Here is a 24,725-nt window from a genome sequence, read left to right on the forward strand (position 1 = left end):
GACCGTCGAGAGTATCGAATCAATGCCGCACATTTTGATCGTCGAAGACGAAACAATTATCCGCTCCGCCTTGCGCCGCCTGCTGGAACGTAACCAGTACCAGGTCAGCGAAGCCGGTTCTGTGCAGGAAGCACAAGAACGATTCACTATCCCCACGTTCGACCTGATCGTCAGTGATCTGCGTTTACCGGGCGCACCGGGCACCGAGCTGATCAAGCTCGGCCAGGGCACTCCCGTGCTGATCATGACGAGTTACGCAAGCCTGCGCTCGGCAGTCGACTCGATGAAGATGGGCGCGGTGGACTACATCGCCAAGCCTTTCGATCACGACGAAATGCTCCAGGCTGTCGCGCGTATCCTGCGCGACCGCCAATCGCTGCAGAGCAGTGGCGCTGAGCCGCTGACCGGCAAGGCCACGCCTGGCGCGGCGAAAAACGCAGCCGACAACAGCAATGGCGAGATCGGCATCATCGGTTCGTGCCCGCCCATGCAGGATCTCTACAGCAAGATCCGCAAAGTGGCGCCAACCGACTCCAATGTCCTGATCCAGGGTGAGTCCGGTACCGGTAAAGAACTGGTGGCTCGGGCCCTGCACAACCTGTCCCGACGTGCCAAGGCACCGATGATTTCGGTGAACTGCGCTGCGATTCCGGAAAGCTTGATCGAGTCCGAGCTGTTTGGTCACGAGAAAGGCGCATTCACCGGCGCCAGTGCCGGTCGTGCCGGCTTGGTCGAAGCAGCCGATGGCGGCACCCTGTTCCTCGATGAAATCGGCGAACTGCCACTGGAAGCCCAGGCGCGCCTGTTACGAGTGTTGCAGGAAGGCGAAATCCGCCGGGTCGGTTCCGTTCAGTCGCAGAAGGTCGATGTACGCCTGATCGCCGCGACCCACCGGGACCTCAAGAGCCTGGCTAAAATTGGCCAGTTCCGTGAAGACCTGTACTACCGCCTGCACGTTATCGCCTTGAAATTGCCGGCGCTGCGCGAACGGGGTGCCGACGTCAACGAAATCGCCACCGCCTTCCTGGCTCGCCAGAGCGCGCGGGTCAATCGCACTGATCTCAAGTTCGCCCCGGATGCCGAACAGGCCATTCGACACTACTCCTGGCCAGGTAACGTTCGTGAACTGGAAAACGCGGTGGAGCGCGCAGTGATTCTGTGCGAGAGCCCGGAAATTTCCGCCGAGCTGCTGGGAATCGACATCGAGTTGAACGACCTTGACGACGATGAGTTCATCGGCCTGTCGCCGCAGCAGGGTAATGGACCGGGTAACACCAGCCATGAGCCGACCGAGGACCTGTCACTGGAAGACTACTTCCAGCACTTCGTGCTCGAGCACCAGGACCACATGACCGAGACCGAACTGGCTCGCAAACTCGGCGTTAGCCGTAAATGCCTGTGGGAACGCCGGCAACGCCTGGGCATTCCGCGGCGCAAGACCGGGGTAGCCAGCGAGAGCTGAATGACAGCTGTCGAGTGTGCGGGTAACAGGTGAATGTGTGAAAAAACTGTTACCTGAGGTTTTTCACGTAACAGAAGCCGGGGCTTACGGTAACGAAGCCCCGGCTTTTTTTGGCCCTCGAAAAGCTCGATAGCCAGCCTAACCCCTTGTTTTGCTGGGTTTCACAAAAGTTGGCACGCACCCTGCTATATGTCTGGTACAAGAACAATAACAAGCAATGCACAAGACAATAAAAATAAGACGAATCGACTCACGCACAATAAAAACAAGACGGCGAGAGGCGCAGCTAACTGATTCTTTTGGAGAGGCGTTGTATTTGGGGCTTGCCCCACGACCAGGCCGAGAACAACAAAAACTGTCCTAAGACAGAGCCTGAACTGGTTGGATCGATAGATCACTGCAGCACAGCGACCAAAGCAATCCGTTTGCTCTTGGCTCCCGATTGGGAGGGTCATGAAGGAAAAACTTCATGACGAGGGCACTTAACAAAAACAAAAAGCCCGAAACCAATAATAAAAATAGAGCATGCAACTACTTCTTGGGGAGCTTCGGCTCCCCTTGTGGTTTCTGCGATTTGCCTTACCTGTACGAGCGAGCTTGCTCGCGATGAACCTTCAGGCACCGATGGGGCCCTAGGCCAACCGCATTACCGATCACATTTTTCGCGAGCAAGCTCGCTCCTACAGGTCATATCGCCTGCGTCCTACACCATCCCTCGACTAAATGCTAGAATCCCGGCCCATCATGCGGTCATTCTTCGTTATGGCCGAACATTCCTTCAAACAGTGCATCCCATGCTGAAGAAGCTGTTCCAGTCATTCCGTTCTCCCAAGCGTCATACGCAACACATTCGCAGTACGCCTGAAGTGCTCAACAGCGGCCAACACTCGCTGCAAAAGGGTCAATTCAGCCGTTACGCGGTGAATATCGTCGAGCGCCTGCAAAACGCCGGCTACCAGGCCTACCTGGTAGGGGGTTGTGTGCGGGACATGATGCTCGGCATCACGCCCAAGGATTTCGACGTCGCCACCAGCGCCACGCCAGAACAGGTCCGCGCCGAATTCCGCAATGCGCGGATCATTGGCCGCCGTTTCAAGCTGGTGCATATCCACTTTGGCCGCGAAATCATTGAAGTCGCGACCTTCCGTGCCAATCACCCGCAAAACGACGAGGAAGAAGACAGCAATCAATCTTCCCGCAACGAGTCCGGGCGAATCCTGCGCGACAACGTCTACGGCACCCTGGAAGAAGACGCGCAACGTCGCGACTTCACCATCAATGCCCTTTATTACGACCCGGTCAGTGAGCGCATCCTCGATTACGCCAACGGCGTCCACGACATTCGCAATCACCTGATTCGCTTGATTGGCGACCCCAAGCAACGCTACCAGGAAGATCCGGTGCGGATGCTCAGAGCCGTGCGTTTCGCCGCCAAACTCAATTTCGGCATCGAAAAGCACAGCGCCGCGCCGATTCGCGAGCTGGCGCCGATGCTGCGGGAAATCCCGTCGGCACGCTTGTTCGAGGAAGTCCTCAAGCTGTTCCTCTCCGGGCATGCCGCAGACACCTTTGAAATGCTGGTGGACCTGCAGCTGTTCGATCCGTTGTTCCCGGCCAGTGCCGAGGCGCTGGAATACAACCCGACCTACACCCACACGCTGATCAGCGAGGCGTTGGTCAATACTGATCTGCGCATCAAGCAGAACAAGCCGGTGACGCCGGCGTTCCTGTTCGCCGCGCTGCTGTGGCCGGCCCTCCCCGCTCGCGTACTGCGCCTGCAAGAGCGCGGCATGCCACCGATTCCGGCGATGCAGGAAGCTGCCCACGAGCTGATCGCCGAGCAGTGCCAGCGGATCGCTATTCCGAAGCGTTTCACCATGCCGATCCGCGAGATCTGGGACATGCAGGAACGCCTGCCACGCCGCAGCGGCAAACGTGCCGACCTGTTGCTCGACAACCCGCGGTTCCGCGCCGGTTACGACTTCCTGCTGTTGCGCGAAAGCGCGGGTGAGCAGACCGATGGCCTGGGTGAATGGTGGACGGACTACCAGGATGCCAACGACAGCGAGCGTCGCGACATGATCCGCGACCTCAGCGGCAAGGATGAAGGCACCGGAGCCCCACGCAAGCGTCGTCGCAGCGGTGGCGCCAAGCGCAAACGCGCGGCCGATGCCCCGAGCGCTACCGGCGAGTAATTGATGGAACGCATCTACATCGGCATGGGCAGCAACCTGGCCGACCCCGCCGAACAACTGCGCAGCGCCGTCGAGGCGCTGGCGCAGTTGCCGCACAGCACGCTGGCCGGGGTTTCCGCTTTCTATCAAAGCGATTCGCTGTTACCCGGGCAACCGCGTTACACCAATGCGGTTGCCGCCCTCGACAGCACCCTCGAGCCGCTGGAACTGCTCGATGCCCTGCAAGCCATCGAGAACGGACAAGGCCGCCAGCGCCTGGAACGCTGGGGCCCGCGCACGCTGGATCTCGACATCCTGCTGTTTGGCGATCGCCTGATCGACCTGCCTCGCCTCACAGTGCCTCACTACCAGATGCAGGAGCGGGCCTTCGTTCTCTATCCGCTGGCCGAATTGGCACCAGCGGATTTGCGTTTGGCCGATGGTCGCAGCCTCAAGGACTTGCTTCTCGCCTGCCCGTTCGTCGGCCTGGAACGCCTACCCTAAAATTGATACCCCCTTGTGGGAACGAGCCTGCTCGCGATAGCGGCCTGTCATCCAACATTGATGCTGGCTGATACACCGCTATCGCGAGCAGGCTCGCTCCCACATTGGTTTTGTCTGCATGTGCTGAATCGCATCAGTTACCCCGGTAACACCCCTGCCGTAACAACCCGGTAACACATGCAATTGACTTCCCGGGTTCTCCTCACGACTATAGGCGTCCCGCCGCCGTCAACACGGCGTTACAGGGCGCAATTCAGGCCATAAAAGCACGACAACAGACCGTGCGCCTGTATTCAACGAAGAATCACGCGCGTTACTCGCAGTAGTTTCCACAGCGCCTGAATGAGGAACCTTTTGATGCCAGCCATTACCCTGACCACCCTGCAAGGTCTCAAGCAAAAAGGTGAAAAAATCACCATGCTGACCTGCTATGACGCGACATTCGCCCACGCCTGCAATGAGGCCGGGGTTGAAGTGCTGCTGGTGGGCGATTCCCTCGGCATGGTCCTGCAAGGACACGACAGCACCCTGCCGGTCAGCACCGCAGAAATGGCTTACCACGTGGCCTGCGTCAAACGCGGCAATTCGGACGCATTGATCCTCGCCGACCTGCCGTTCATGGCCTACGCCACCACTGAACAAGCCATGACCAACAGCGCCCTGTTGATGCAGGCCGGTGCGCATATGGTCAAGGTCGAAGGCGCATTGTGGCTCGCGGATTCGATTCGCCTGCTGGCTGAACGCGGTATTCCGGTGTGCGCGCACATGGGGTTGACGCCGCAGTCGGTGAACATGCTCGGCGGTTACAAGGTCCAGGGCCGGAGCGAAAATCAGGCGCGGCAGATGCGTGCCGACGCCATCTCCCTGGAACAGGCCGGCGCGGCCATGCTGCTGCTGGAATGCGTGCCGAGCGAGCTGGCCGAGGAAATCACCCACGCCGTGAAAATCCCGGTGATCGGCATCGGCGCAGGTCACGCGACCGACGGCCAGGTATTGGTGCTGCACGACATGCTGGGCCTGTCCATCACCGGGCGCGTGCCCAAGTTCGTGAAGAACTTCATGACCGGACAACCGAGCATCCAGGCGGCCTTGAGCGCCTACGTGGCTGAAGTCAAAGCGGCGACTTTCCCAGGCATCGAACACGGATTCTCTGCATGAACACCGTAAAAACCGTACGCGAACTCCGGGCCGCCGTGGCGCGGGCCCGCAGTGAAGGCAAACGTATCGGCTTTGTGCCCACCATGGGCAACCTGCACAGCGGCCATGTCGCACTGGTGACCAAGGCCACCCAGCGGGTGGATTTTGTGGTCGCGAGCATTTTCGTCAATCCGCTGCAATTCGGCGCCGGCGAGGACCTCGACAAATACCCGCGCACCCTCGCCGCCGACCAGGAAAAACTGCTCCAGGCCGGCTGCCACCTGCTGTTCGCGCCGAGCGTCGAGGAAATGTACCCCGATGGCATGGCCGGGCAGACGCGGGTCAGTGTGCCGCAACTGTCCGAAGGCTTGTGTGGCGCCAGCCGCCCTGGGCATTTCGAAGGCGTGGCAACGGTCGTCAGCAAGCTGTTCAACATGGTTCAGCCGGACCTGGCGATCTTCGGCCAGAAAGACTTCCAGCAGCTGGCGGTGATCAAGTCACTGGTTCATGACCTGAATATGCCCATCCAGATCATCGGCGAGCCGACCGTGCGTGCGGCCGACGGCCTGGCATTGTCATCGCGTAACGGGTTCCTCAGTGAAGAACAGCGGGCCGTCGCGCCGATTGTGTATCGCACGCTGAGCGAGATCGCCGAGGCGATCAAGCAAGGGGATCGCGACTATCCGGGGCTGATCCACGCCAAGTTGCAGCAACTGCAAGCGGCCGGGCTGCGCCCTGATTACCTGGAAATTCGCCAGGGGCAAAACTTGCGTCCCGCTACTCCCGAGGATCGGGATGTGGTGATTCTGGTCGCTGCGTTCCTCGGCACAACCCGGTTGATCGACAACCTGCACTTGAACCTGGACGCGCCCGCCTAAGCACCGCGCTCCCCCTGGGAGCGGGTTTGCTCGCTCCCACATGGGATCTGCCTCAGCTTTCACTACCCAATTTCGACCCGGGATAACAAAAAATGCACGCCATCATGCTCAAGGCCAAGCTGCATCGCGCCGAAGTCACCCACGCTGTTCTCGATTACGAAGGCTCTTGCGCCATCGACGGCGAATGGCTGGACCTGTCCGGCATCCGTGAGTACGAACAGATCCAGATCTACAACGTCGACAATGGCGAGCGCTTCACCACCTACGCGATCCGCGGGGAAGAAGGCTCGCGCATGATATCGGTCAATGGTGCCGCTGCGCACAAGGCCAAGGTCGGCGATCGCGTGATCATCTGCGCCTACGCCCATTACAGCGAAGCCGAGCTGCTCAACTTCAAGCCGCGCATGCTCTACATGGCACCAGGTAACGAACTGAGCCACACCAGCAACGCCATCCCGGTTCAGGTCGCCTGATCGAACCAGAAACACCTTTTCCTTCCGTTTGTCGGCTCGCCCCAGTCTTCATGTATAAAAAAGTACCGGGGACGGGTCAGACAAAGTCAAGACAGATTGCAGCGCGAGAGTTACTGTATTCGCCCTGCGCCACGAAAACGTGACGACGCAGTTGACCGGACGCCCACCCGCAGCGATCCGGTATTTTTAGTGTTCAAAAGCCGTTCAAGTAAAAAGGAAACCCGCAGCGATGGCGTACTACCGCACTCCTCACGACGTGACCGCTCTGCCCGCCTGGCAAGCGTTGAATGATCACCGCCAAGCCATGCAGGATTTCAGCATGCGCGAAGCGTTTAATGCCGATCCGCAGCGCTTCACGCAATTCACCCTCAGCAGCTGCGGCCTGTTTCTCGACTATTCAAAGAATCTGATCAACGCCGAGACCCGCAACCTGCTGGTGGGCCTGGCCAATGAAGTCGACCTCAAGGGCGCGATCAAGTCGCTGTTCGAAGGCGAAATCGTCAACTCGTCCGAAGGACGCCCTGCGCTGCACACCGCCCTGCGTCGCCCCGTAGGCGACAAGTTGTCGGTCAACGGCGTCAATGTGATGCCGGAAGTACACAAGGTGTTGAACCAGATCACCGATCTCGTGGGCCGCATCCACGACGGTCTGTGGCGCGGTTACACCGAGAAGCCAATCACTGACGTGGTGAACATCGGCATCGGTGGCTCGTTCCTCGGCCCGGAGCTGGTGTCCGAAGCACTGTTGTCCTACGCCCAGAAAGGCGTGCGCTGCCATTACCTGGCGAACATCGACGGCAGCGAATTTCACGAACTGACCATGAAGCTGCGGGCCGAGACCACGCTGTTCATCGTCTCGTCCAAATCCTTCAATACCCTCGAGACCCTGAAGAACGCCCAGGCTGCACGCGCCTGGTACCTCGCCCAGGGTGGTTCGGAAGCCGAGCTGTATCGCCACTTCATCGCGGTTTCGAGCAACAACGCCGCTGCCGTGGCCTTTGGTATTCGCGAAGAAAACATCTTCCCGATGTGGGACTGGGTTGGCGGGCGTTACTCGCTGTGGTCGGCCATCGGCCTGCCGATCGCCCTCGCCATTGGCATGTCGAACTTCAAGGAACTGCTGTCGGGTGCCTACACCATGGACCAGCATTTCCAGAGCGCACCTTTCGAACAGAACATGCCGGTGCTGCTGGCATTGCTCGGCGTCTGGTACGGCAACTTCTGGGGCGCGCAGAGCCACGCGATCCTGCCGTACGACCACTACCTGCGCAACATCACCAAGCACTTGCAGCAGCTGGACATGGAATCCAATGGCAAGAGCGTCCGCCAGGATGGCACGCCCGTTAACACTGACACCGGGCCGGTCATCTGGGGCGGCGTTGGTTGCAACGGCCAGCACGCCTATCACCAGCTGCTGCACCAGGGCACTCAACTGATCCCGGCGGACTTCATCGTGCCGATCGTCAGCTTCAACCCGGTATCCGACCATCACCAGTGGCTGTACGCCAACTGCCTGTCCCAGAGCCAGGCACTGATGCTCGGCAAGACCCTCGCCGAAGCCGAAGCCGAACTGCGCGACAAAGGCGTGAGCGAAGAAGACGTACACAAGATCGCGCCGCACAAGGTGATCCCGGGCAATCGTCCGAGCAACACCCTCGTGGTAGAGCGCATCAGCCCGCGTCGTCTCGGCGCGCTGGTGGCGATGTACGAGCATAAAGTCTTCGTGCAGAGCGTGATCTGGGGCATCAACGCCTTTGACCAATGGGGTGTGGAGCTGGGCAAGGAGCTGGGCAAAGGCGTCTACAACCGTCTGGTTGGCAGCGAAGAAACGCCGGCTGACGATGCCTCTACACAAGGTCTGATCAACTACTTCCGCGGTCGTCACCGCGGTTAACCTGACGCCGTTCCTGCGGGGGTACTAACCTTGTAGGAGCTGCCGAAGGCTGCGATCTTTTGATTTTGCTTTTGAAGACCATAAGATCGCAGCCTTCGACAGCTCCTACGAGGGTCGCGCAGCTCCCCTCTTGTCGTGCAAACAAGAATAAGGAACCGTCATGTTCGATATCAGCACGTTCCCCAAAGCCGATGCCGTCCGCCGGGCTGCGAATCTCAGTCAAGACGACTATCAGCGCCTGTACCGCCAATCCATCGAACACCCCAGCACCTTCTGGGCAGAACAAGCGACACGCTTCCTCGACTGGAGTGCGCCATGGGAGACCGTGCAGCGCTACAACCTGAAAACCGGCGAAGCCAGCTGGTTTGCCGGGGGCCGGTTGAACGTCAGCTACAACTGCATCGATCGTCATCTGGCACAACGCGGCGATCAGGTCGCCATCATCTGGGAAGGCGACGACCCGGTCGACTCCCTCCAGATCACCTACCGCAAGCTCCACCACCACGTCTGCCGCCTGGCCAATGTGCTCAAGAGCCGTGGCGTGAAGAAAGGCGATCGGGTGTGCATCTACATGCCAATGATTCCGGAAGCCGCCTACGCCATGCTCGCCTGCACGCGAATCGGCGCGGTGCACTCGGTGGTATTTGGCGGATTCTCCCCCGACTCCGTACGCGATCGTATCCTCGACGCTGATTGCCGTACGGTGATCACCGCCGATGAAGGGGTGCGCGGCGGCAAGGTCGTGCCGTTGAAAGCGAAAGTCGACAAGGCGCTGCAAAGTTGTCCTGACGTCAGCACGGTCATCGTCGTCGAGCGCACCCAGGGTGATGTTGAATGGGTTGAAGGGCGCGATCTGTGGTATCACCAGGCCGTGCGCGAGGTCAGCGACGATTGCCCGCCCGAGCCGATGGACGCCGAAGACCCGCTGTTCATCCTCTACACCTCCGGCAGCACCGGCAAACCCAAAGGCGTCCTGCACACCACCGGGGGCTATCTGCTGCAAGCGGCGATGACATTCAAATACGTGCTCGATTATCGCGACGAAGAAGTCTTCTGGTGCACCGCTGATGTCGGCTGGGTCACCGGCCACAGTTATATCGTCTACGGCCCGCTGGCCAATGGCGCGACCACGCTGATTTTCGAAGGTGTGCCGAGTTTTCCCAGCAGTTCGCGCTTCTGGCAGGTGATCGATAAACACCAGGTCAATATCTTCTACACCGCACCCACCGCCCTGCGCTCGCTGATGCGTGAAGGCCCCGAACCATTGAAGGAAACCTCCCGCGCGAGCCTCAGATTACTCGGCAGCGTCGGTGAGCCGATCAACCCGGAGGCGTGGGACTGGTATTTCAATACCGTGGGCGAACAGCGCTGCCCGATCGTTGATACCTGGTGGCAGACCGAGACCGGCGGCATCATGCTCAGCCCCCTGGTCAGCGCCCAGCGGATCAAGCCCGGCTGCGCCACTCAACCGATGTTTGGCGTGCAACCGGTATTGCTCGATGACACCGGCAAGGAAATCAAAGGCGCCGGCAGCGGGGTGCTGGCGATCAAGTCCAGCTGGCCGGCGCAGATCCGCAGCGTTTACGGCGATCCGCAGCGCATGGTCGACACCTACTTCAAGCCCTACCCCGGCTACTATTTCACCGGCGATGGCGCGCGGCGGGACGAGGATGGCGATTACTGGATCACCGGGCGCATCGACGACGTGATTAACGTGTCGGGCCATCGTATTGGCACCGCAGAAGTCGAGAGCGCCCTGGTGCTCCACGACAGCATTGCCGAAGCGGCGGTGGTCGGCTACCCGCACGACCTCAAGGGCCAGGGCATCTACGCCTTCGTCACGCCGATGAATGGCACCGAAGCCAATGATCAACTGAAGAAGGAACTGCTGGAGCATGTCAGCAAGGAAATCGGCAGCTTCGCCAAACCGGACCTGATCCAATGGGCTCCGGCCTTGCCGAAAACCCGTTCAGGCAAGATCATGCGGCGTATCCTGCGCAAGATCGCCTGCAATGAGCTCGACAGCCTGGGCGACACTTCGACCCTGGCCGACCCAAGCGTGGTTGAGGATCTGGTGGATAAACGCCTGAACCAATAACGTATTGCCTGTTACCGCGCGTGGTGGGATCCGCCCTGTAGGAGCGAGCTTGCTCCTACAGTACACGCGCGCACACCCATTTATTTTCCTCAGAGTCACCATGGAATTCATCCGCACCCGCATCGAAACGCAGATCATGAGCCTCACGGGCCTGTCGCTTGGCACGCTCGACTTGGAGAACCCCAAGGGCGATCCTGGCTTGTTTGGCCCCGACTCGGTGAGCTGGCAGGTGCATGGCGACTTCAGCAGCATGTTGATCGGCGGTATCAGTGCACTCATGTTGCAAGCCCTGCATCCCCTGGCGCTGGCCGGAGTATGGGACCACTCAAATTTTCGTGAAGACATGCTGGGTCGATTGCGCCGCACGGGCCAATTCATCTCTGGCACTACTTTCGGCTCGCGAAAGGATGCCGACTGGCTGATCGAGAAGGTTCGCACCATCCATTTGCAGGTCACCGGCACGGCACCCGATGGACGGCCTTACGCCGCCAGCGATCCGTCTTTGCTGACATGGGTGCATGTGGCGGAAGTCAGCAACTTTCTTGCGGCGCATCTGCGTTACCGCAACCCACAGTTGTCGCTGGCCGATCAGGACCGTTACTACGCCGAGATCGCGCTGATCGCCGAACGCCTGGGTGCCCGGGATGTGCCCCGCTCCCGGCTGGAAATATCCCACTACCTGGAGAGTATTCGCCCGCAACTATTGTGCGATGAGCGCAGTCGCGAAGTGTTGCAGTTGCTGCTCAACGCCCCAGCTCCGAGCCGCCTGGCCAAGCCCTTTGGCGGCCTGATGATGCAGGCCGGAATTGACCTGCTGCCCGATTGGGCCAGTGACATGCTAGGCGTAAGTCAAAGCCCGCTGCAACGCAAGCTGATCCGCGCCAGCATCAATCGAAGTGCGCCGATGCTGCGCTGGGCCGTGCGTAATGGTTCGGTGCAGCGGGCAAAGCGGCGGATGGGATTGCTCAGCTAAAAGCATCGCGAGCAGGCTCGCTCCCACAGGGAAGAATAGTCAAAAATCCAACGTGGGAGTGAGCCTGCTCGCAATGGCAGCACCTCGGTTAACAGCCAAGCTGTTAAACTCCCGCGCCAAATTCCCTCTGCAAGGCGCACAGCATGTCTTCCTTGAATCAGGCGCTGCGCGCCGCCCTCGATCATCGCCAGGACCTGCTCGCCGAGCTGCATCAACAAGGCACCGATTGCTACCGCCTGTTCCACGGTAGCCAGGAAGGCGCCGGCGGCCTGACCATCGACCGCTATGGCCCGCAACTGCTGGTGCAAAGCTTCCACCAGTCGCTGGAACGCGAAGCCCTGCTTGGCCTGCACGCGACCATCAACCAGCACCTGGGCCTGGAGACGTTGCTGGTCTACAACGACCGCTCCCGGGGCAATTCGCGCATTGATCGCGAAGACACCGTCTACCGGGCCGACGAAGCAGCGCTGCAGGACCTGATCGGCCACGAGTGGGGCCTCAACTATCGAGTTCGCGGCCGTCATGCCGGACAGGATCCTCTGCTGTTCCTCGACCTGCGTAACACCCGCGGCTGGGTCAAGGCGCACAGCCAAGGCAAAAGCGTACTCAACCTGTTCGCCTACACCTGTGGCGTCGGCCTCAGCGCCGCAGCCGGCGGCGCGCGGGAGGTGTGCAACCTGGACTTCGCCGAGGGTAACCTGGCGGTCGGGCGCGAGAATGGTCTGCTTAACCCGCAACTGCCGACCATGGAATTCATCCAGTCCGATTATTTCCCGGCGATCCGCCAACTCGCCGGCCTGCCCATCAGCCAGCGTCGCGGCCACAAGCTTCCCGCTTACCTGCGCCTGGAGCAGCGTCAATACGACCTGGTGCTGCTCGACCCACCCGCTTGGGCCAAGAGCGCTTTCGGCACCGTCGACCTGCTGCGCGACTACCAGAGCCTGCTCAAGCCTGCGCTGCTGAGCACGGCTGATAACGGTGTGCTGATCTGCTGCAACAATCTGGCGAAAGTCAGCATGGAGGACTGGCGCGAACAGGTTTTGCGCTGCGCGCAGAAGGCCGGCCGACCGGTTCGCGAATGGACCGTAATGACCCCCGGGGCAGACTTTCCGTCGATGGATCAGCAGCCGCCGCTGAAGACCTTGATCCTGCAACTCTGAAATTCTTCGACATTTTCATAGAAATCCTGCAAAGCGCGACCACTTCGGAACCAGAATCGCGTGCCATACTCCAACGCACTCCGATTCAGACAGATGAAGCCGCACATGCCCAAAGGATTGATCCGCGCCATTGGCGCCTTGTTGACTGCTCTGGCTCTCTACAGCCTGCTGGGGTTTCTGATTTTGCCGGGCATCGCGTTGCGGGTCGCCAATCAACAATTGGCCGATTACGCAACGGTGCCTGCGCACATCCAGCGCATCGAACTCAATCCGTTCAGCCTGGAATTAACGCTGTGGGGGCTGATCGTTGGCGAACCGGGCAAGGAGCAGGTCGGGTTCGAACGGCTCTACGCCAACCTGCAGATCGACAGCCTGTGGACCAAGGCGCTGCACCTGTCCGACATTGAGCTGAACAAACCCAAGAGCGAAATCCTGTTCGACAAGGAAGGCAAACTCAATCTGCTCGGTCTCTTCAAAATTCCCGCCAGCGAACCGGTCCCGCCGGATCCGGATGCAAAGCCGTTTCCGCTGCGAATTGAACGGATCAAACTGGCTGATGGCGTGGTGCATTTCAAAGATGCCCGACCCAGCGAACCTATCGAGTTTCTCTACGACAAACTCGACTTCGAACTGAAAAACCTCAGCACCCTGCCCGAAGACAGTGCCGACATGACGCTGGTGGCCGCAGGTCCCAACGGCGGGCAGATCGACTGGACAGGCAACTTCAGCCTCATCCCGATCGCCTCCGAAGGCAAACTGAAGATCACCGACGGCAGGATGAAGGCGTTCTGGCCTTATGTGCGCGATTCGGCACCCTTGGTGCTGGAAGACGGCGTCTACAGCCTGAGCACCGACTACAAGCTCAACCTGTCCAAGCAAACCGAGCTGCTGCTGAGTAACCTCGCGCTCAGTGTCTCGCCCTTCGCCATCAAGGCCCCGGACGGGCGGCAATTGGCAAAGCTGGAACGACTGGACGTCACTGAAACCACCATCGATCTGGCCAAACAACAGGTTGTCGTCGGCAAGATCCGCAGCAACAAACTGGAAACATGGGCCGCGCTGGAGTCCGATGGGCAACTCGACTGGCAAAAACTGTTCGCCAGCCAACCGTCCAAAGCGGCCGCCATAGCCAAGGCCGAACCCGCCAGCACCCCGGCGGCCGCGGACTCGCCGAAACCCGAGCCGGCAGCGCCGGGCAAACCCTGGCAAGTGCTGCTCAAGGACGTGCAACTGCGCAATTACCAGGTGCATCTGGCGGACCGCAAGGCACAGCCCGCCGTAGAGCTGGACCTGAGCCCGCTGAACGTCGACCTGCAGAATTTCGACAGCCTCAATGGCTCGCCTTTCAACCTCAAGCTCGACACCGGCGTCGGCAAGCAAGGCAAGCTCACCGCAGACGGCGTGGTCAACCTGGCCCCGGTCACCGCCAATTTGAAGGTGCAGACCAAGGACATCGACCTGCGGGTCGCCCAGTCTTACATCAACCCGTTCATTCGCCTGGAACTGCGCAGCGGCATGCTGGGCAGTGATCTGGCGGTCGACCTGAAAAGCACCGAGCCGCTCGCTTTCAGCGTCACCGGCCGCGCCCAGGTCGATCAACTGCATACCCTCGACACCCTCAAGACCCGCGACTTCCTCAAGTGGCAACAGGTGGTGGTCGAAGGCCTGAACTACCAGCATGGCGACAGCCTGTCGATCGACAAGGTCAACCTGTTCCAGCCGTACGTGCGTTTCATGATCAATGATGACCGCACCACCAACGTCGATGACCTGCTGATCCCGCAACCGGCCGATGCGAGCACCAAGGGTGCAGCCGCCAAACCGGCCAGCAAGGACAAGCCGCTGGGCATCCATGTGGGCGGCATCGCCATCAATGATGGTTCGGCCAACTTTGCCGACTTCAGCCTGACCCCGAATTTCGCCACGGCCGTCCAGCAGCTCAACGGCGCAATCGGCACCATCGACAGCCGCCAGGCGAAACCCGCCAGCGTTGACGTCAAGGGCAAGGTCGATCGCTACGCGCCGGTGACCATCAAGGGTGCAGTCAACCCATTCGACCCGATGGCCAGCCTCGACATTGCCACCAGTTTCAAGCGGGTGGAACTGACCACGCTGACGCCCTACTCCGGCAAATTCGCCGGGTATCGCATTCGCAAGGGCCGGCTCAACCTCGACCTGCACTACATGATCACCAAAGGCCAGCTGAAGGCCGAAAACAAGGTGGTGGTCGAGCAACTGCAACTGGGCGAAAAAGTCGACAGCCCCGACGCCGTCAGTCTGCCCCTGAAACTGGCGATCGCCCTGCTCAAGGATGTCGACGGCAAGATTTCCATCGAGCTGCCGGTGACCGGCGATTTGAACAATCCGCAATTCAGCGTCATGCCTATTGTCTGGCAAACCCTGCGCAACCTGATCGTGAAAGCCGCTGCCGCGCCATTCAAGCTGATCGGCGGCCTGGTCAGCGGTGGCGGTTCCCAGGACCTGGGCACCGTCTCCTTTGCCCCAGGTTCCAGTGAGCTGAGCAAGGACGCCGAGGCCGCCCTGGTCAAGCTCTCGCAAGCCCTCAAGGAACGCCCGGCGCTACGTCTGGAAATTGAAGGCACTGCGGCCGCCAGCAGCGACGGCCCACTGATCGCCGAGCAACGGCTTGAGCGGGAATACCAGTACAACTACTACAAGATGCTCCAGCGTCGCGGCGACAAAGTACCGGCCAACGCCGGGTTGCTGCAGGTACCGGACAGCGAGAAAGGTCCGTTGCTGGAAGGCATCTACCGCACTCGCCTGAAGACCCAGCCGCCTGCCGAATGGAAAGACCTGGGCAAGGAAGAGCGCACTGCGAAGATGCGCGAGGCCGTGATCAGGTTCTGGAGTTCCAACGAAGTGCTGTTGCGTCAGCTTGGTCAGGATCGCGCCAGCAGCATCAAGGATTACCTGGTCGAAAAGTGCCAACTGGCCGACGACCGTGTGTACTTCATCGACGCCACGCTCGGCGAACCGCAGAGCGACGGCCGAGTCATTACACCCCTGCACCTGGATGCCGAATGATGATCCGAATACACGTCCTTGGCCTGGCTCTGCTGGCATTCGCCGGGCAGGCCTGGGCAGCCGACACCCTGCGCTGCGGCAGCCAACTGATCAGCGTCGGCGACCGCACTGCAGAGGTTCTGCAAAAATGCGGCGAGCCGGTCGCCCGGGACCCGCTGGGCTACAAACGCAGCGTGAACCGGCGCGAGGAGTACCAGGTAGAAGAATGGACCTACGGGCCGAACGGCGGGATGTATCAGTTCTTGCGATTTGAAGGTAATCGCCTGGTGCAGATCACAAGCAAACGCGGCCTGTAGAGGGCGCAGGACGTAGGGCGTAGGAAGCTGTGTAGGAGCTTTGTAGGAGCTGTCGAGTGAAACGAGGCTGCGATCTTTTCCTACCGACTCAATAGAAATCCTTTCCTCCCGACACAATAAAACAGGCCCCGACACGAATGCCGGGGCCTGTAATGGTCACATCCTTATGACCTTTCGCATGAACTCCAAAGCAGCAACAGACGTATAGCTCGGCCCGTCTGTCGCGCCTTCTCCCGGTCCAGGCGAGAAGCCTTGCCTTACTCGGCTTTCAGGCCATCAGCGGAGACCGCTTTGACGCCTTTGATTTTCTTGGCGATAGCTACGGCCATATCTTTCTGAGCGTCAGTCACAGCAACGGTGGACGACAGGGATACCACGCCTTTGTTGGTCTCGACTTTGATGTCGGTACCAGGAATGCCTTTTTCGGTAACCAGGTCAGCTTTGACTTTGGTGGTGATCCAGGTATCGGAAGTAGCTTCTTTGGCTTCGGTCATTTCACCAGCCGCCAGCACCATTGGTGCTTGGGTAGCCTGGGTAGTTTGTGCAAATGCGGAACCGGCCATGGTCAGGGTCAGCGCGGTAGCAGCAGCGGCAGTGATAGCGAACTTCTTCATACGAGTAACTCCTGTTTTTCTGGAAAGTCTGCTGCGTGTCTTGTCAGCAGGGTTACTGGGTATATTGCGAACGCTGTGCCAACTTTGAAACGAACAAAAAATCCTTATATATCAATGGCTTGGTATTTTGTACTATTTTCGAAATCATGCAAATTGCATGAGTTGGAATTTATCGACATGCAAGTTGCGGGTTTTGGCGTGGGCCTAAGGCCATGAATTGTGGGGTTTTTTTGAACTCACCATGACCACGCCCAAAAAAATACCCCGCCTCTGTCACAAGGCGGGGTACTCGAAGAGCTATGTAGACAATGAAATCAAGACTTACGTATCTGCAACACCTGTGCAGCCTTTAGGCGCGTACTGCTGTTCCACCTTGGTAGCGCAAGTCCAACCAGTCGTAGCTGAACGGGTCAGCGTGATCGTTTTACCTACGACAGGAGCAGGCGCATTGGCAATCGTGCACACAATACTACCGACGCCTGTACTGCCTGTTCCCGTCGAAGCTGTTACACAATTTGAGGTCGTGGCGTTGAACGCAGCAGTCGTTGCAGCGATGTCGGTACCTTGATTCATCGCATCCTCAAAAGGCACCTTCAGCGCGGAAATCTCCGCCAGACCTGCCGTCACTTTCGCCTTGGCCTGATACTTCGAGTAAGCCGGAATCGCAAACGTCGCCAGAATCCCGATGATTGCCACCACGATCAACAGCTCGATCAGGGTAAAACCTTTTTGGTTATTCATAGAAAACTCCATGCATGAGTCGGAATCTCATGATCTGGATTATCTCCAGCACAGCCCATGCCAATTGCCTGCTCCCCAGCCGGCTTGGGCGCCGGATTCTGTCAGGCCCTTCCTAGGCCCTGGAAAACCGCACTAACTGACATTTTTTGTCACTTCTGCAGCCATGGTTTGGCTCCGTCCCTTGACTAGGCTATAAGTCATGAACTGTCTGCGTCCGGTATCCCAATGAATGACATCGCTCTTAGCGGCCTGGCCAAACAATTGGTCCTGGCCGAGCTGTTGACTGAAAAAAGCGCGCAACAGGCGTATCAGCAGTCCCAAAGAAACCGCACCTCGCTGGTCAACCACCTGGTGCAGAACAAGCTGGTAAAGAGTCGGCTGGTCGCCGAAATCGCTTCCGAGCATTTCGGCATGGCCCTGTTCGATCTCAATGCCCTCGACAAGGAAGTCCTGCCCAAAGGGCTGGTCAGCGAGAAACTGGTTCGTCAGCACCATGTGCTGCCTCTGTGGCGACGCGGCAACAAGCTGTTCATCGGCATGTCCGACCCCAGCAATCACCAGGTCATCAATGACATCCAGTTCAGTACCGGGCTGACCACCGAAGCCATCCTGGTCGAGGATGACAAGCTCAGCGACGCTATCGACAAGCTCTTCGACACCCAGTCCACCGGGCTGGAAGACATGGCCGACGTCGACCTCGACGGCCTGGACATCGAATCTGCCGATGACAGCCAGGACTCCGTTGGCGGTCAGGATGCCGATGACGCGCCCGTGGTGCGCTTCGTTCACAAGATGCTGCTCGACGCGATCAAAAGCGGTTCTTCCGACCTGCACTTCGAGCCCTACGAAAAGAGCTACCGCGTGCGCATGCGCACCGACGGCATGCTGCGCGAAGTCGCCAAGCCGCCGATTCAACTGTCAGGACGTATCGCCGCACGCCTGAAGGTCATGGCCAGTCTCGACATCTCCGAGCGCCGCAAACCCCAGGACGGGCGGATCAAGATGCGCCTGTCCAAGAGCAAGTCCATCGACTTCCGGGTCAACACCCTGCCGACCCTGTGGGGCGAAAAGGTGGTGATCCGGATCCTCGATCCCTCCAGCGCCCAGATGGGCATCGACGCTCTGGGTTACGAGCCGGTACAAAAAGACCTGTACATGGCCGCGCTGAAGCAGCCACAGGGCATGATCCTGGTCACCGGGCCCACGGGCTCGGGCAAGACCGTGTCGCTCTACACCGGCCTGAACATCCTCAACACCGTGGACATCAATATCTCCACCGCCGAGGACCCGGTGGAGATCAACATGGAAGGTATCAACCAGGTGAACGTCAATCCCCGGCAAGGCCTGGATTTCGCCCAGGCCCTGCGCTCGTTCCTGCGCCAGGACCCGGACGTGATCATGGTCGGCGAGATTCGCGACCTCGAAACCGCAGAAATTGCCATCAAGGCGGCTCAGACGGGACACCTGGTGTTGTCGACCCTGCACACCAATAGCGCGGCAGAAACCCTTACCCGCCTGCAGAACATGGGCGTACAGGGTTTCAATATTGCGACCTCGGTCAGCCTGATCATCGCCCAACGCCTGGCACGCAAACTGTGCAGCCATTGCAAGAAACCCATTGATATTCCCCGCGAAGCCTTGATCAAGGAAGGCTTTCCCGAGGACCGCATCGGCTCCTTCACCATCTATGAGCCGGTTGGCTGCGATCTGTGCAATGGCGGCTACAAGGGCCGGGTGGGGATTTACGAAGTGGTCAAAAACACCCCGGCGCTGCAACATCTGATCATGGCCGAAGGCAACTCGCTGCAAATCGATATCCAGATGCGCAAGGACGGTTTTGATGACCTGCGTACTTCCGGTCTGCACAAGGCCATGCAAGGTATTACCAGCCTTGAAGAAATCAACCGGGTCACCAAGGACTGAACATGGCGGTCAAAGCAGCGAAACTCAGTGTCTACGCCTGGGAAGGCACGGACAGGAAAGGCACGAAGATGACCGGCGAACTGAACGGTCAGAGCCCGGCACTGGTCAAGGCGCAGTTGCGCAAGCAAGGCATCAACCCGGGCAAGGTAAGAAAGAAGTCGATCTCGATTCTCAACCTGGGTAAACGCATCAAGGCTCAGGACATCTCCCTGTTCACCCGGCAGATGGCGACGATGATGAAAGCCGGCGTACCGCTGCTGCAATCGTTCGACATCATCGGCGAGGGCTTCGAGAACCCGGCCATGCGCAAGCTGGTGGACGAGGTCAAACAGGAGGTTGCGGCGGGTAACAGCTTTGCCGCGTCCCTGCGTAAGAAGCCGCAGTATTTTGACGAGCTCTACTGCAACCTGGTGGACGCGGGCGAACAGGCAGGCGCCCTGGACACCCTGCTGGAACGGGTGGCGACCTATAAGGAAAAAAGCGAAAGCCTCAAGGCCAAGATCAAGAAGGCCATGACCTATCCGCTGGCTGTGGTGTTCGTCGCCATCATCGTGACCGGGATTCTGCTGGTCAAGGTCGTGCCGCAGTTCGAATCGGTGTTCAAGGGCTTTGGCGCCGAGTTGCCGGCGTTTACCGTGATGGTCATCGGTCTCTCCGAATTCCTCCAGCAATGGTGGTGGCTGTTGCTCGGCGTCCTGATTGCAGGATTTTTCGGAGTCCGCCGCGCCTTCAAGACTTCCGAGGCATTCCGTGATCGCACCGACGTCTGGCTGTTGAAGCTGCCCCTGGTCGGCACCCTGCTGTATAAATCGGCCGTGGCCCGCTACGCCCGCACCCTCTCCACCACCTTCGCCGCCGGTGTGCCGCTGGTGGAGGCCCTGGAATCGGTGGCCGGCGCCACCGGTAACATCGTGTTCAAGCGTGCGGTGCTGCGGATCAAGCAGGACGTATCGACCGGGATGCAGCTGAACTTCGCCATGCGCACTTCCGGGGTTTTCCCCAACATGGCCATCCAGATGGCAGCCATCGGCGAAGAGTCGGGCGCCCTCGACGACATGCTCGACAAAGTCGCGAGCTTCTACGAGGACGAGGTCGACAACATGGTCGATAACCTCACCAGCCTGATGGAGCCGTTTATCATGGTGGTGCTGGGGGTTGTCGTCGGCGGCCTGGTGGTTGCGATGTACCTGCCTATCTTCCAACTCGGCGCAGCGATCTGACATGCCCTTGAATGAAATTCTGCAGCACTACCCACTGGGCTTCGTTGCTCTGGCCCTGGTGCTTGGCTTGCTGGTGGGCAGTTTTCTGAATGTGCTAGTCTGGCGGCTGCCCAAGATGCTCGAGCGTGAATGGCGCCTGCAAGCGCAAGACATGCTCGGCCATCCCGCTCCTGCACCACTGCCGACTTACAACCTGATGCTGCCTCACTCCCAGTGCCCCCACTGTGGCCATTCGATCCGGGCGTGGGAGAACATCCCGGTCATCAGTTACGTGTTCTTGCGCGGCCGCTGCTCCGGCTGCGCTGCGCCGATCAGCAAGCGCTACCCGTTGACCGAGCTGGCCTGTGGCCTGCTGTCAGGGTTCATCGCCTGGCACTTTGGCTTCGGTTGGCCAGCCTGCCTGGTGCTGTTCCTGACCTGGGGCCTGCTGGCCATGAGCCTGATCGACGCCGAGCATCAATTGCTCCCGGATGTCCTGGTATTGCCACTGATGTGGCTGGGGTTGATCGCCAACAGTTTTACCCTGTTCGTGCCGCTCCACGAAGCGCTGTGGGGCGCGATCGCCGGTTACATGGTGCTGTGGTCGGTGTTCTGGGTGTTCAAGCTGGTGACCGGCAAGGACGGCATGGGGCACGGTGATTTCAAGCTGCTGGCGATGCTCGGCGCCTGGGGTGGCTGGCAGATCCTGCCCCTGACGCTCCTCCTGTCTTCCCTGGTCGGCGCCATCATTGGCGTGGCCATGCTGCGTATGCGCAACGCAAAAACCTCGACGCCGATGCCCTTTGGGCCGTATCTGGCAATTGCCGGCTGGATTGCCTTGCTCTGGGGTGGTCAAATAACCGACTTCTATTGGCAGTTTGTCGGTTTGAAATGAATACCCCTGTGGAAAAACCCTGGATTCTTGGCCTGACCGGCGGCATCGGCAGCGGCAAAAGCGCGGCCGCCCAGCACTTCATTGACCTGGGCGTGCACGTGATCGATGCCGACCATGCCGCGCGCTGGGTGGTTGAACCCGGTCGCCCGGCGCTGGCGCAGATCGCCGGGCACTTCGGTGCCGACGTGCTGCAAGCCGACGGCCAACTCGACCGCGCGGCGTTGCGCAAACTGATCTTCGAAGTTCCCGAAGAACGTCGCTGGCTCGAGGCGCTGCTGCATCCGCTGATCGCCAGGGAAATCAGCGATCACCTGGCCAAGGCACAATCGCGCTATGCGATTCTGGTTTCGCCATTGCTGATCGAGTCCGGCCAGTACGCCATGACCCAGCGGGTGCTGGTGATCGATGCACCCGAGCAGCTGCAGATAGAACGCACCTTGCAGCGCGACCAGACCAGCGAACAGCAAGTCCAGGCGATCCTCAAGGCACAGTCCAGTCGCCAGGACCGCTTGAGCCATGCCGACGATGTGGTGGTCAACGACCGCGACCTCGCCTGGCTGCACAGCGAGGTCGAGCGCCTGCACCACTTTTACCTAACATTGCGTGGAGGCCAGTCATGAGCCAAACCCCAACCGTCAACTGCCCCACCTGCGGCGCCCCGGTCGAATGGAGTGCTGACAACACCTTCCGGCCGTTCTGCTCGGACCGCTGCAAACTGATCGACCTGGGCGCCTGGGCGTCGGAAGAACACAAGATTCCGGTGAGCCCGGATGCCGAAGACGACCTGTTCAGCGAGGACTTTGAACCTCGTCATTGATGGCCGACCTGCACGACGTCGGCCGCCAGGTGAGGATCATGCCTTGGGGTCGTCGTCTTTCCACGGCGCGGACAGGTAGCGCGTGCGATTGAAGGTTTCGAGCCACTCGGGGCTGAACACCACCAGTGCGCTGACGATCATGCCGTTGATAAACGCTTCGGGGAAAATGATCAGCCACAGGTAACCGACGAAATCCTCCAGCCAGTAAGGCATCACGAAGCGCTCGTCGAACCACAGCAACCACAGCGCCAGCAGCAGGCACAGCAGGGCCGAAAGCGCTGCGGCGAAAAAACCGGATACGAAGATGTAGACGAAGGGATTACGCGGTTGTGCGCGCTCGACCAGGATGGCGCAGCACTCGGTGATCAACACCGGCAGCATGATCAGCAAAGCACCGTTCACCCCCATCGCCGCCAGGTCCTGGCGCCCGAGCATGACCAACCCCGCTTGCGCAACAAACCCGCCGACTATTGCCAGTGGCCAGTCGAGCAGCAGGGTCACCGCAGTCATGCCGAGAAAGTGATAGGACACGCCCGTATCAAAATCCCGCCTGACCAGCCAGAGCATGAACAGGGCGAACACGGTACCAAACAACAGGTGCTGGCGGCGGCGATCGCTGAACAGTTCGACCCAGGGCGAGCGTGCAATGGCCCAGAGCAGAATCGGAACGTAGATCACCCATCCGATGGTCAGGGTTTCAGCTGACAGTAGCTCGGCGCCGATCATGGCTGTGCTTGCTCCTTTTCCGTACCGGGAGGATTTTCAGTCTACACCGTGGTGGTTGCACCGCACCGATCGAAGTGGACACCATCGATTGTTACGTAGCCTGCAACGCTGAATCGGCCCCGCCCCCCTTTATCCAATGGAAGCAAAGACTAAAATTCAACCAACAGAATCAACCAGGAGAATCCAGATGAAAACCCTCACTGCCCTGCTTTTGGCCTTCGTCGCCACCTCGGCCATGGCCGCCACCAACGAACCCGCTGCCACTCCCTACGACCCGGCACATCCGCTGGACATCGCCAAGGTAGTGTCCGTCAGCGACACCCCGACCGGCTGCGATGTCGTACCGGCCACCATGGTCTACATCGATCATCAGGGCCAGACTCAGCGAGTCACCTATCAAGTCATGGGCAATTGCGACCTGTAATCAACGCATCACAGCAAGGTCCATGTGTAGCTGAGGATCAGGCGATTCTCGTCAATGTCACTGCGGTAGTTTGAGCGCGCCATTGCATTGCGCACACGAACCCCAACGCCTTTGAGGCTACCACTTTGCACGACATATCCAAGGTCAAGATCACGCTCGCGGTCCTTGCCCTCGAACCCTTTCCCGGTGTCGACGTTATTACCGGAAATGTAACGCACGGTACTGGTCAGACCCGGCACGCCTAAAGCGGCGAAGTCGTAGTCGTAACGCGCTTGCCACGAGCGCTCGTCGGTGGAGGCAAACTCATAGGTCGGCACCTCGTTGCCCAGTGGCGATATGTTGGCAAACACCCGTGGAAAGGCGCTGTCACCGAACATCCCCTGGTAACCGACATAGAACGTATGGCCGCCACGCTTGGCCGACAACAGCGAAAAGAACGCCTGGTTGTCGATATTACCCAGCAGTTTTTTGCCATCTTCGCGTGAATCGTAATAACCAATGTTGGCTCCCAGAATCCAGTCGCCCGTCGGCTGACTGTGTTTGAGGCCCAGAAAACGCTGGTTGTAGATATCTTCCAACTGCCCGTACCAGGCGCTGACGGAACTGCGTTTATCGTTGAAGGCGTAATCGCCACCGGCAAAATTGAAGCCGTCGCTGCTGACTTGACGCTGCGGCACGTGACCCAGCATGGCCTGCATTTTTTCGTCGCCCGCTTCGTTGCGCAGACTGGTGGAGTTCAAGTGGCCGCCCTGCAATGTCAGGCCGTTGATCTCACTGGAACTGATGCTCGCACCCTGATAGCTCGGCGGCAGCAGGCGGATATCACTGAACGCCAGCACCGGCACATTTGGTTGCAACTCCCCCACCTTGATTTCGGTTTTCGAGTAGCGGACCTTCAAGGCTGCTTCGAGTCGGCTGTAATCGTTGGCCGCGCGCCCATCATCTTTCACCGGCAGCAAACCGGTATTGACCCGGTCGGGACCGCTGTCGAGCTTGAGGCCGAGCAGGCCGATCACGTCCACGCCAAATCCCACGGGCCCCTGGGTGTAGCCTGATTTGACGTTGAGAATGAAGCCCTGCGCCCACTCTTCAGCCTTCGACTGCCGGTTTGCCCCGACGATGTCGGAGAAGTCCCGGCTGAAGTAGTAATTGCGCGCTTGCAAGGTGGCCGTGGTGTCTTCGATAAAGCCAGCCTCTGCCGCCAGCGCACCGGCGGAGAAACTCGAGACGAGCGCCATGGACAACACCGAACCGGTTGTTGGAACAATCTGTTTCATCGTCTTTTCTCTTGT

General features: G+C 59.5%; 22 protein-coding genes. 18 read left to right on the plus strand and 4 right to left on the minus strand.

Annotated elements, in window-relative coordinates; translation table 11 throughout:
- Positions 1-22: 22 nt before the first annotated feature.
- From AAEZ05_RS19740 to AAEZ05_RS19795, 12 genes are all read left to right on the plus strand, one after another.
- Positions 23-1,462: a sigma-54-dependent transcriptional regulator gene (locus AAEZ05_RS19740; protein ID WP_350648504.1), complete on the plus strand. Its 1,440-nt coding sequence runs from the start codon at positions 23-25 to the stop codon at positions 1,460-1,462.
- A 794-nt stretch (positions 1,463-2,256) separates the two neighbouring features.
- A complete protein-coding gene (locus AAEZ05_RS19745; protein WP_045059397.1) occupies positions 2,257-3,657 on the plus strand; it encodes a polynucleotide adenylyltransferase PcnB in 1,401 nt (466 codons plus the stop codon).
- 3 nt (positions 3,658-3,660) lie between these two features.
- The gene (gene folK, locus AAEZ05_RS19750; RefSeq protein ID WP_350648506.1) at positions 3,661-4,140 is read left to right on the plus strand and encodes a 2-amino-4-hydroxy-6-hydroxymethyldihydropteridine diphosphokinase; all 480 of its coding nucleotides are present in this window, start codon (positions 3,661-3,663) and stop codon (positions 4,138-4,140) included.
- 357 nt (positions 4,141-4,497) lie between these two features.
- Positions 4,498-5,298: a 3-methyl-2-oxobutanoate hydroxymethyltransferase gene (gene panB, locus AAEZ05_RS19755; RefSeq protein ID WP_045059395.1), complete on the plus strand. Its 801-nt coding sequence runs from the start codon at positions 4,498-4,500 to the stop codon at positions 5,296-5,298.
- Positions 5,295-6,155, plus strand: a complete 861-nt coding sequence (gene panC / locus AAEZ05_RS19760; protein WP_045059394.1) for a pantoate--beta-alanine ligase — start codon at positions 5,295-5,297, stop codon at positions 6,153-6,155. Before panB ends, panC begins: the two co-directional genes overlap by 4 nt.
- A gap of 92 nt (positions 6,156-6,247) precedes the next feature.
- The gene (gene panD / locus AAEZ05_RS19765) at positions 6,248-6,628 is read left to right on the plus strand and encodes an aspartate 1-decarboxylase (protein WP_003228271.1); all 381 of its coding nucleotides are present in this window, start codon (positions 6,248-6,250) and stop codon (positions 6,626-6,628) included.
- Positions 6,629-6,857: 229 nt separating this feature from the next.
- Positions 6,858-8,522, plus strand: a complete 1,665-nt coding sequence (gene pgi, locus AAEZ05_RS19770) for a glucose-6-phosphate isomerase (protein WP_122839035.1) — start codon at positions 6,858-6,860, stop codon at positions 8,520-8,522.
- 160 nt (positions 8,523-8,682) lie between these two features.
- Positions 8,683-10,620 (plus strand): acetate--CoA ligase, encoded by a 1,938-nt coding sequence (gene acs / locus AAEZ05_RS19775; protein ID WP_350648508.1) that lies wholly within the window; start codon positions 8,683-8,685, stop codon positions 10,618-10,620.
- A 100-nt stretch (positions 10,621-10,720) separates the two neighbouring features.
- Entirely contained in the window at positions 10,721-11,593 is an 873-nt protein-coding gene (locus AAEZ05_RS19780; RefSeq protein WP_045059390.1) for an oxygenase MpaB family protein, read from the plus strand.
- A gap of 143 nt (positions 11,594-11,736) precedes the next feature.
- A complete protein-coding gene (locus tag AAEZ05_RS19785) occupies positions 11,737-12,753 on the plus strand; it encodes a class I SAM-dependent rRNA methyltransferase (RefSeq protein ID WP_350599483.1) in 1,017 nt (338 codons plus the stop codon).
- 93 nt (positions 12,754-12,846) lie between these two features.
- Entirely contained in the window at positions 12,847-15,798 is a 2,952-nt protein-coding gene (locus AAEZ05_RS19790) for a DUF748 domain-containing protein (protein WP_350648510.1), read from the plus strand.
- Positions 15,798-16,094: a DUF2845 domain-containing protein gene (locus AAEZ05_RS19795; protein WP_502947780.1), complete on the plus strand. Its 297-nt coding sequence runs from the start codon at positions 15,798-15,800 to the stop codon at positions 16,092-16,094. Before AAEZ05_RS19790 ends, AAEZ05_RS19795 begins: the two co-directional genes overlap by 1 nt.
- 257 nt (positions 16,095-16,351) lie before the next feature.
- On the opposite strand, the gene AAEZ05_RS19800 is transcribed toward AAEZ05_RS19795, so the two are convergent.
- Positions 16,352-16,708, minus strand: coding sequence for a BON domain-containing protein (locus AAEZ05_RS19800; protein ID WP_045059387.1), 357 nt, complete (start codon positions 16,706-16,708; stop codon positions 16,352-16,354).
- A 321-nt stretch (positions 16,709-17,029) separates the two neighbouring features.
- Entirely contained in the window at positions 17,030-17,449 is a 420-nt protein-coding gene (locus AAEZ05_RS19805) for a pilin (RefSeq protein WP_350648516.1), read from the minus strand.
- Positions 17,450-17,674: 225 nt separating this feature from the next.
- Here AAEZ05_RS19805 and pilB point away from each other — a divergent pair, with 225 nt between their 5' ends.
- Genes pilB through yacG form a run of 5 tightly spaced genes read left to right on the plus strand, consistent with a single transcriptional unit; the run spans position 17,675 to position 22,283 of the window.
- The gene (gene pilB / locus AAEZ05_RS19810) at positions 17,675-19,372 is read left to right on the plus strand and encodes a type IV-A pilus assembly ATPase PilB (protein ID WP_350599478.1); all 1,698 of its coding nucleotides are present in this window, start codon (positions 17,675-17,677) and stop codon (positions 19,370-19,372) included.
- A gap of 2 nt (positions 19,373-19,374) precedes the next feature.
- Entirely contained in the window at positions 19,375-20,592 is a 1,218-nt protein-coding gene (locus AAEZ05_RS19815) for a type II secretion system F family protein (protein ID WP_350648518.1), read from the plus strand.
- A 1-nt stretch (position 20,593) separates the two neighbouring features.
- Positions 20,594-21,466, plus strand: coding sequence for a prepilin peptidase (locus tag AAEZ05_RS19820; RefSeq protein ID WP_350648520.1), 873 nt, complete (start codon positions 20,594-20,596; stop codon positions 21,464-21,466).
- Positions 21,463-22,086, plus strand: a complete 624-nt coding sequence (gene coaE, locus AAEZ05_RS19825; RefSeq protein ID WP_045059382.1) for a dephospho-CoA kinase — start codon at positions 21,463-21,465, stop codon at positions 22,084-22,086. Before AAEZ05_RS19820 ends, coaE begins: the two co-directional genes overlap by 4 nt.
- Positions 22,083-22,283 carry a DNA gyrase inhibitor YacG gene (yacG, locus tag AAEZ05_RS19830; RefSeq protein WP_045059381.1) on the plus strand — a complete coding sequence of 67 codons (201 nt, stop codon included), beginning with the start codon at positions 22,083-22,085 and terminating at the stop codon, positions 22,281-22,283. Before coaE ends, yacG begins: the two co-directional genes overlap by 4 nt.
- Positions 22,284-22,319: 36 nt before the next feature.
- Here the strand turns inward: yacG and AAEZ05_RS19835 are convergent, their stop codons facing one another.
- Positions 22,320-23,009 (minus strand): energy-coupling factor ABC transporter permease, encoded by a 690-nt coding sequence (locus tag AAEZ05_RS19835; protein WP_045059380.1) that lies wholly within the window; start codon positions 23,007-23,009, stop codon positions 22,320-22,322.
- A 187-nt stretch (positions 23,010-23,196) separates the two neighbouring features.
- On the opposite strand from AAEZ05_RS19835, the gene AAEZ05_RS19840 reads away from it, so the two are divergent.
- Positions 23,197-23,433 carry a DUF2790 domain-containing protein gene (locus tag AAEZ05_RS19840; protein WP_045059379.1) on the plus strand — a complete coding sequence of 79 codons (237 nt, stop codon included), beginning with the start codon at positions 23,197-23,199 and terminating at the stop codon, positions 23,431-23,433.
- Positions 23,434-23,441: 8 nt separating this feature from the next.
- Here the strand turns inward: AAEZ05_RS19840 and AAEZ05_RS19845 are convergent, their stop codons facing one another.
- Positions 23,442-24,710: an OprD family porin gene (locus AAEZ05_RS19845; protein WP_045059378.1), complete on the minus strand. Its 1,269-nt coding sequence runs from the start codon at positions 24,708-24,710 to the stop codon at positions 23,442-23,444.
- Between the last annotated feature and the right edge of the window lie 15 nt (positions 24,711-24,725).

Source organism: Pseudomonas sp. HY13-MNA-CIBAN-0226 (assembly GCF_040310305.1).
Lineage (GTDB): Bacteria > Pseudomonadota > Gammaproteobacteria > Pseudomonadales > Pseudomonadaceae > Aquipseudomonas > Aquipseudomonas gregormendelii.

What these genes read in the sequence shown, in the direction of transcription:
- AAEZ05_RS19740 (WP_350648504.1), top strand. Translation starts at nt 23, where the DNA reads ATGCCGCACATTTTGATCGTCGAAGACGAAACAATTATCCGCTCCGCC.
- AAEZ05_RS19745 (WP_045059397.1), top strand. Translation starts at nt 2,257, where the DNA reads ATGCTGAAGAAGCTGTTCCAGTCATTCCGTTCTCCCAAGCGTCATACG.
- folK (WP_350648506.1), top strand. Translation starts at nt 3,661, where the DNA reads ATGGAACGCATCTACATCGGCATGGGCAGCAACCTGGCCGACCCCGCC.
- panB (WP_045059395.1), top strand. Translation starts at nt 4,498, where the DNA reads ATGCCAGCCATTACCCTGACCACCCTGCAAGGTCTCAAGCAAAAAGGT.
- panC (WP_045059394.1), top strand. Translation starts at nt 5,295, where the DNA reads ATGAACACCGTAAAAACCGTACGCGAACTCCGGGCCGCCGTGGCGCGG.
- panD (WP_003228271.1), top strand. Translation starts at nt 6,248, where the DNA reads ATGCACGCCATCATGCTCAAGGCCAAGCTGCATCGCGCCGAAGTCACC.
- pgi (WP_122839035.1), top strand. Translation starts at nt 6,858, where the DNA reads ATGGCGTACTACCGCACTCCTCACGACGTGACCGCTCTGCCCGCCTGG.
- acs (WP_350648508.1), top strand. Translation starts at nt 8,683, where the DNA reads ATGTTCGATATCAGCACGTTCCCCAAAGCCGATGCCGTCCGCCGGGCT.
- AAEZ05_RS19780 (WP_045059390.1), top strand. Translation starts at nt 10,721, where the DNA reads ATGGAATTCATCCGCACCCGCATCGAAACGCAGATCATGAGCCTCACG.
- AAEZ05_RS19785 (WP_350599483.1), top strand. Translation starts at nt 11,737, where the DNA reads ATGTCTTCCTTGAATCAGGCGCTGCGCGCCGCCCTCGATCATCGCCAG.
- AAEZ05_RS19790 (WP_350648510.1), top strand. Translation starts at nt 12,847, where the DNA reads ATGAAGCCGCACATGCCCAAAGGATTGATCCGCGCCATTGGCGCCTTG.
- AAEZ05_RS19795 (WP_502947780.1), top strand. Translation starts at nt 15,798, where the DNA reads ATGATCCGAATACACGTCCTTGGCCTGGCTCTGCTGGCATTCGCCGGG.
- AAEZ05_RS19800 (WP_045059387.1), bottom strand. Translation starts at nt 16,708, where the DNA reads ATGAAGAAGTTCGCTATCACTGCCGCTGCTGCTACCGCGCTGACCCTG.
- AAEZ05_RS19805 (WP_350648516.1), bottom strand. Translation starts at nt 17,449, where the DNA reads ATGAATAACCAAAAAGGTTTTACCCTGATCGAGCTGTTGATCGTGGTG.
- pilB (WP_350599478.1), top strand. Translation starts at nt 17,675, where the DNA reads ATGAATGACATCGCTCTTAGCGGCCTGGCCAAACAATTGGTCCTGGCC.
- AAEZ05_RS19815 (WP_350648518.1), top strand. Translation starts at nt 19,375, where the DNA reads ATGGCGGTCAAAGCAGCGAAACTCAGTGTCTACGCCTGGGAAGGCACG.
- AAEZ05_RS19820 (WP_350648520.1), top strand. Translation starts at nt 20,594, where the DNA reads ATGCCCTTGAATGAAATTCTGCAGCACTACCCACTGGGCTTCGTTGCT.
- coaE (WP_045059382.1), top strand. Translation starts at nt 21,463, where the DNA reads ATGAATACCCCTGTGGAAAAACCCTGGATTCTTGGCCTGACCGGCGGC.
- yacG (WP_045059381.1), top strand. Translation starts at nt 22,083, where the DNA reads ATGAGCCAAACCCCAACCGTCAACTGCCCCACCTGCGGCGCCCCGGTC.
- AAEZ05_RS19835 (WP_045059380.1), bottom strand. Translation starts at nt 23,009, where the DNA reads ATGATCGGCGCCGAGCTACTGTCAGCTGAAACCCTGACCATCGGATGG.
- AAEZ05_RS19840 (WP_045059379.1), top strand. Translation starts at nt 23,197, where the DNA reads ATGAAAACCCTCACTGCCCTGCTTTTGGCCTTCGTCGCCACCTCGGCC.
- AAEZ05_RS19845 (WP_045059378.1), bottom strand. Translation starts at nt 24,710, where the DNA reads ATGAAACAGATTGTTCCAACAACCGGTTCGGTGTTGTCCATGGCGCTC.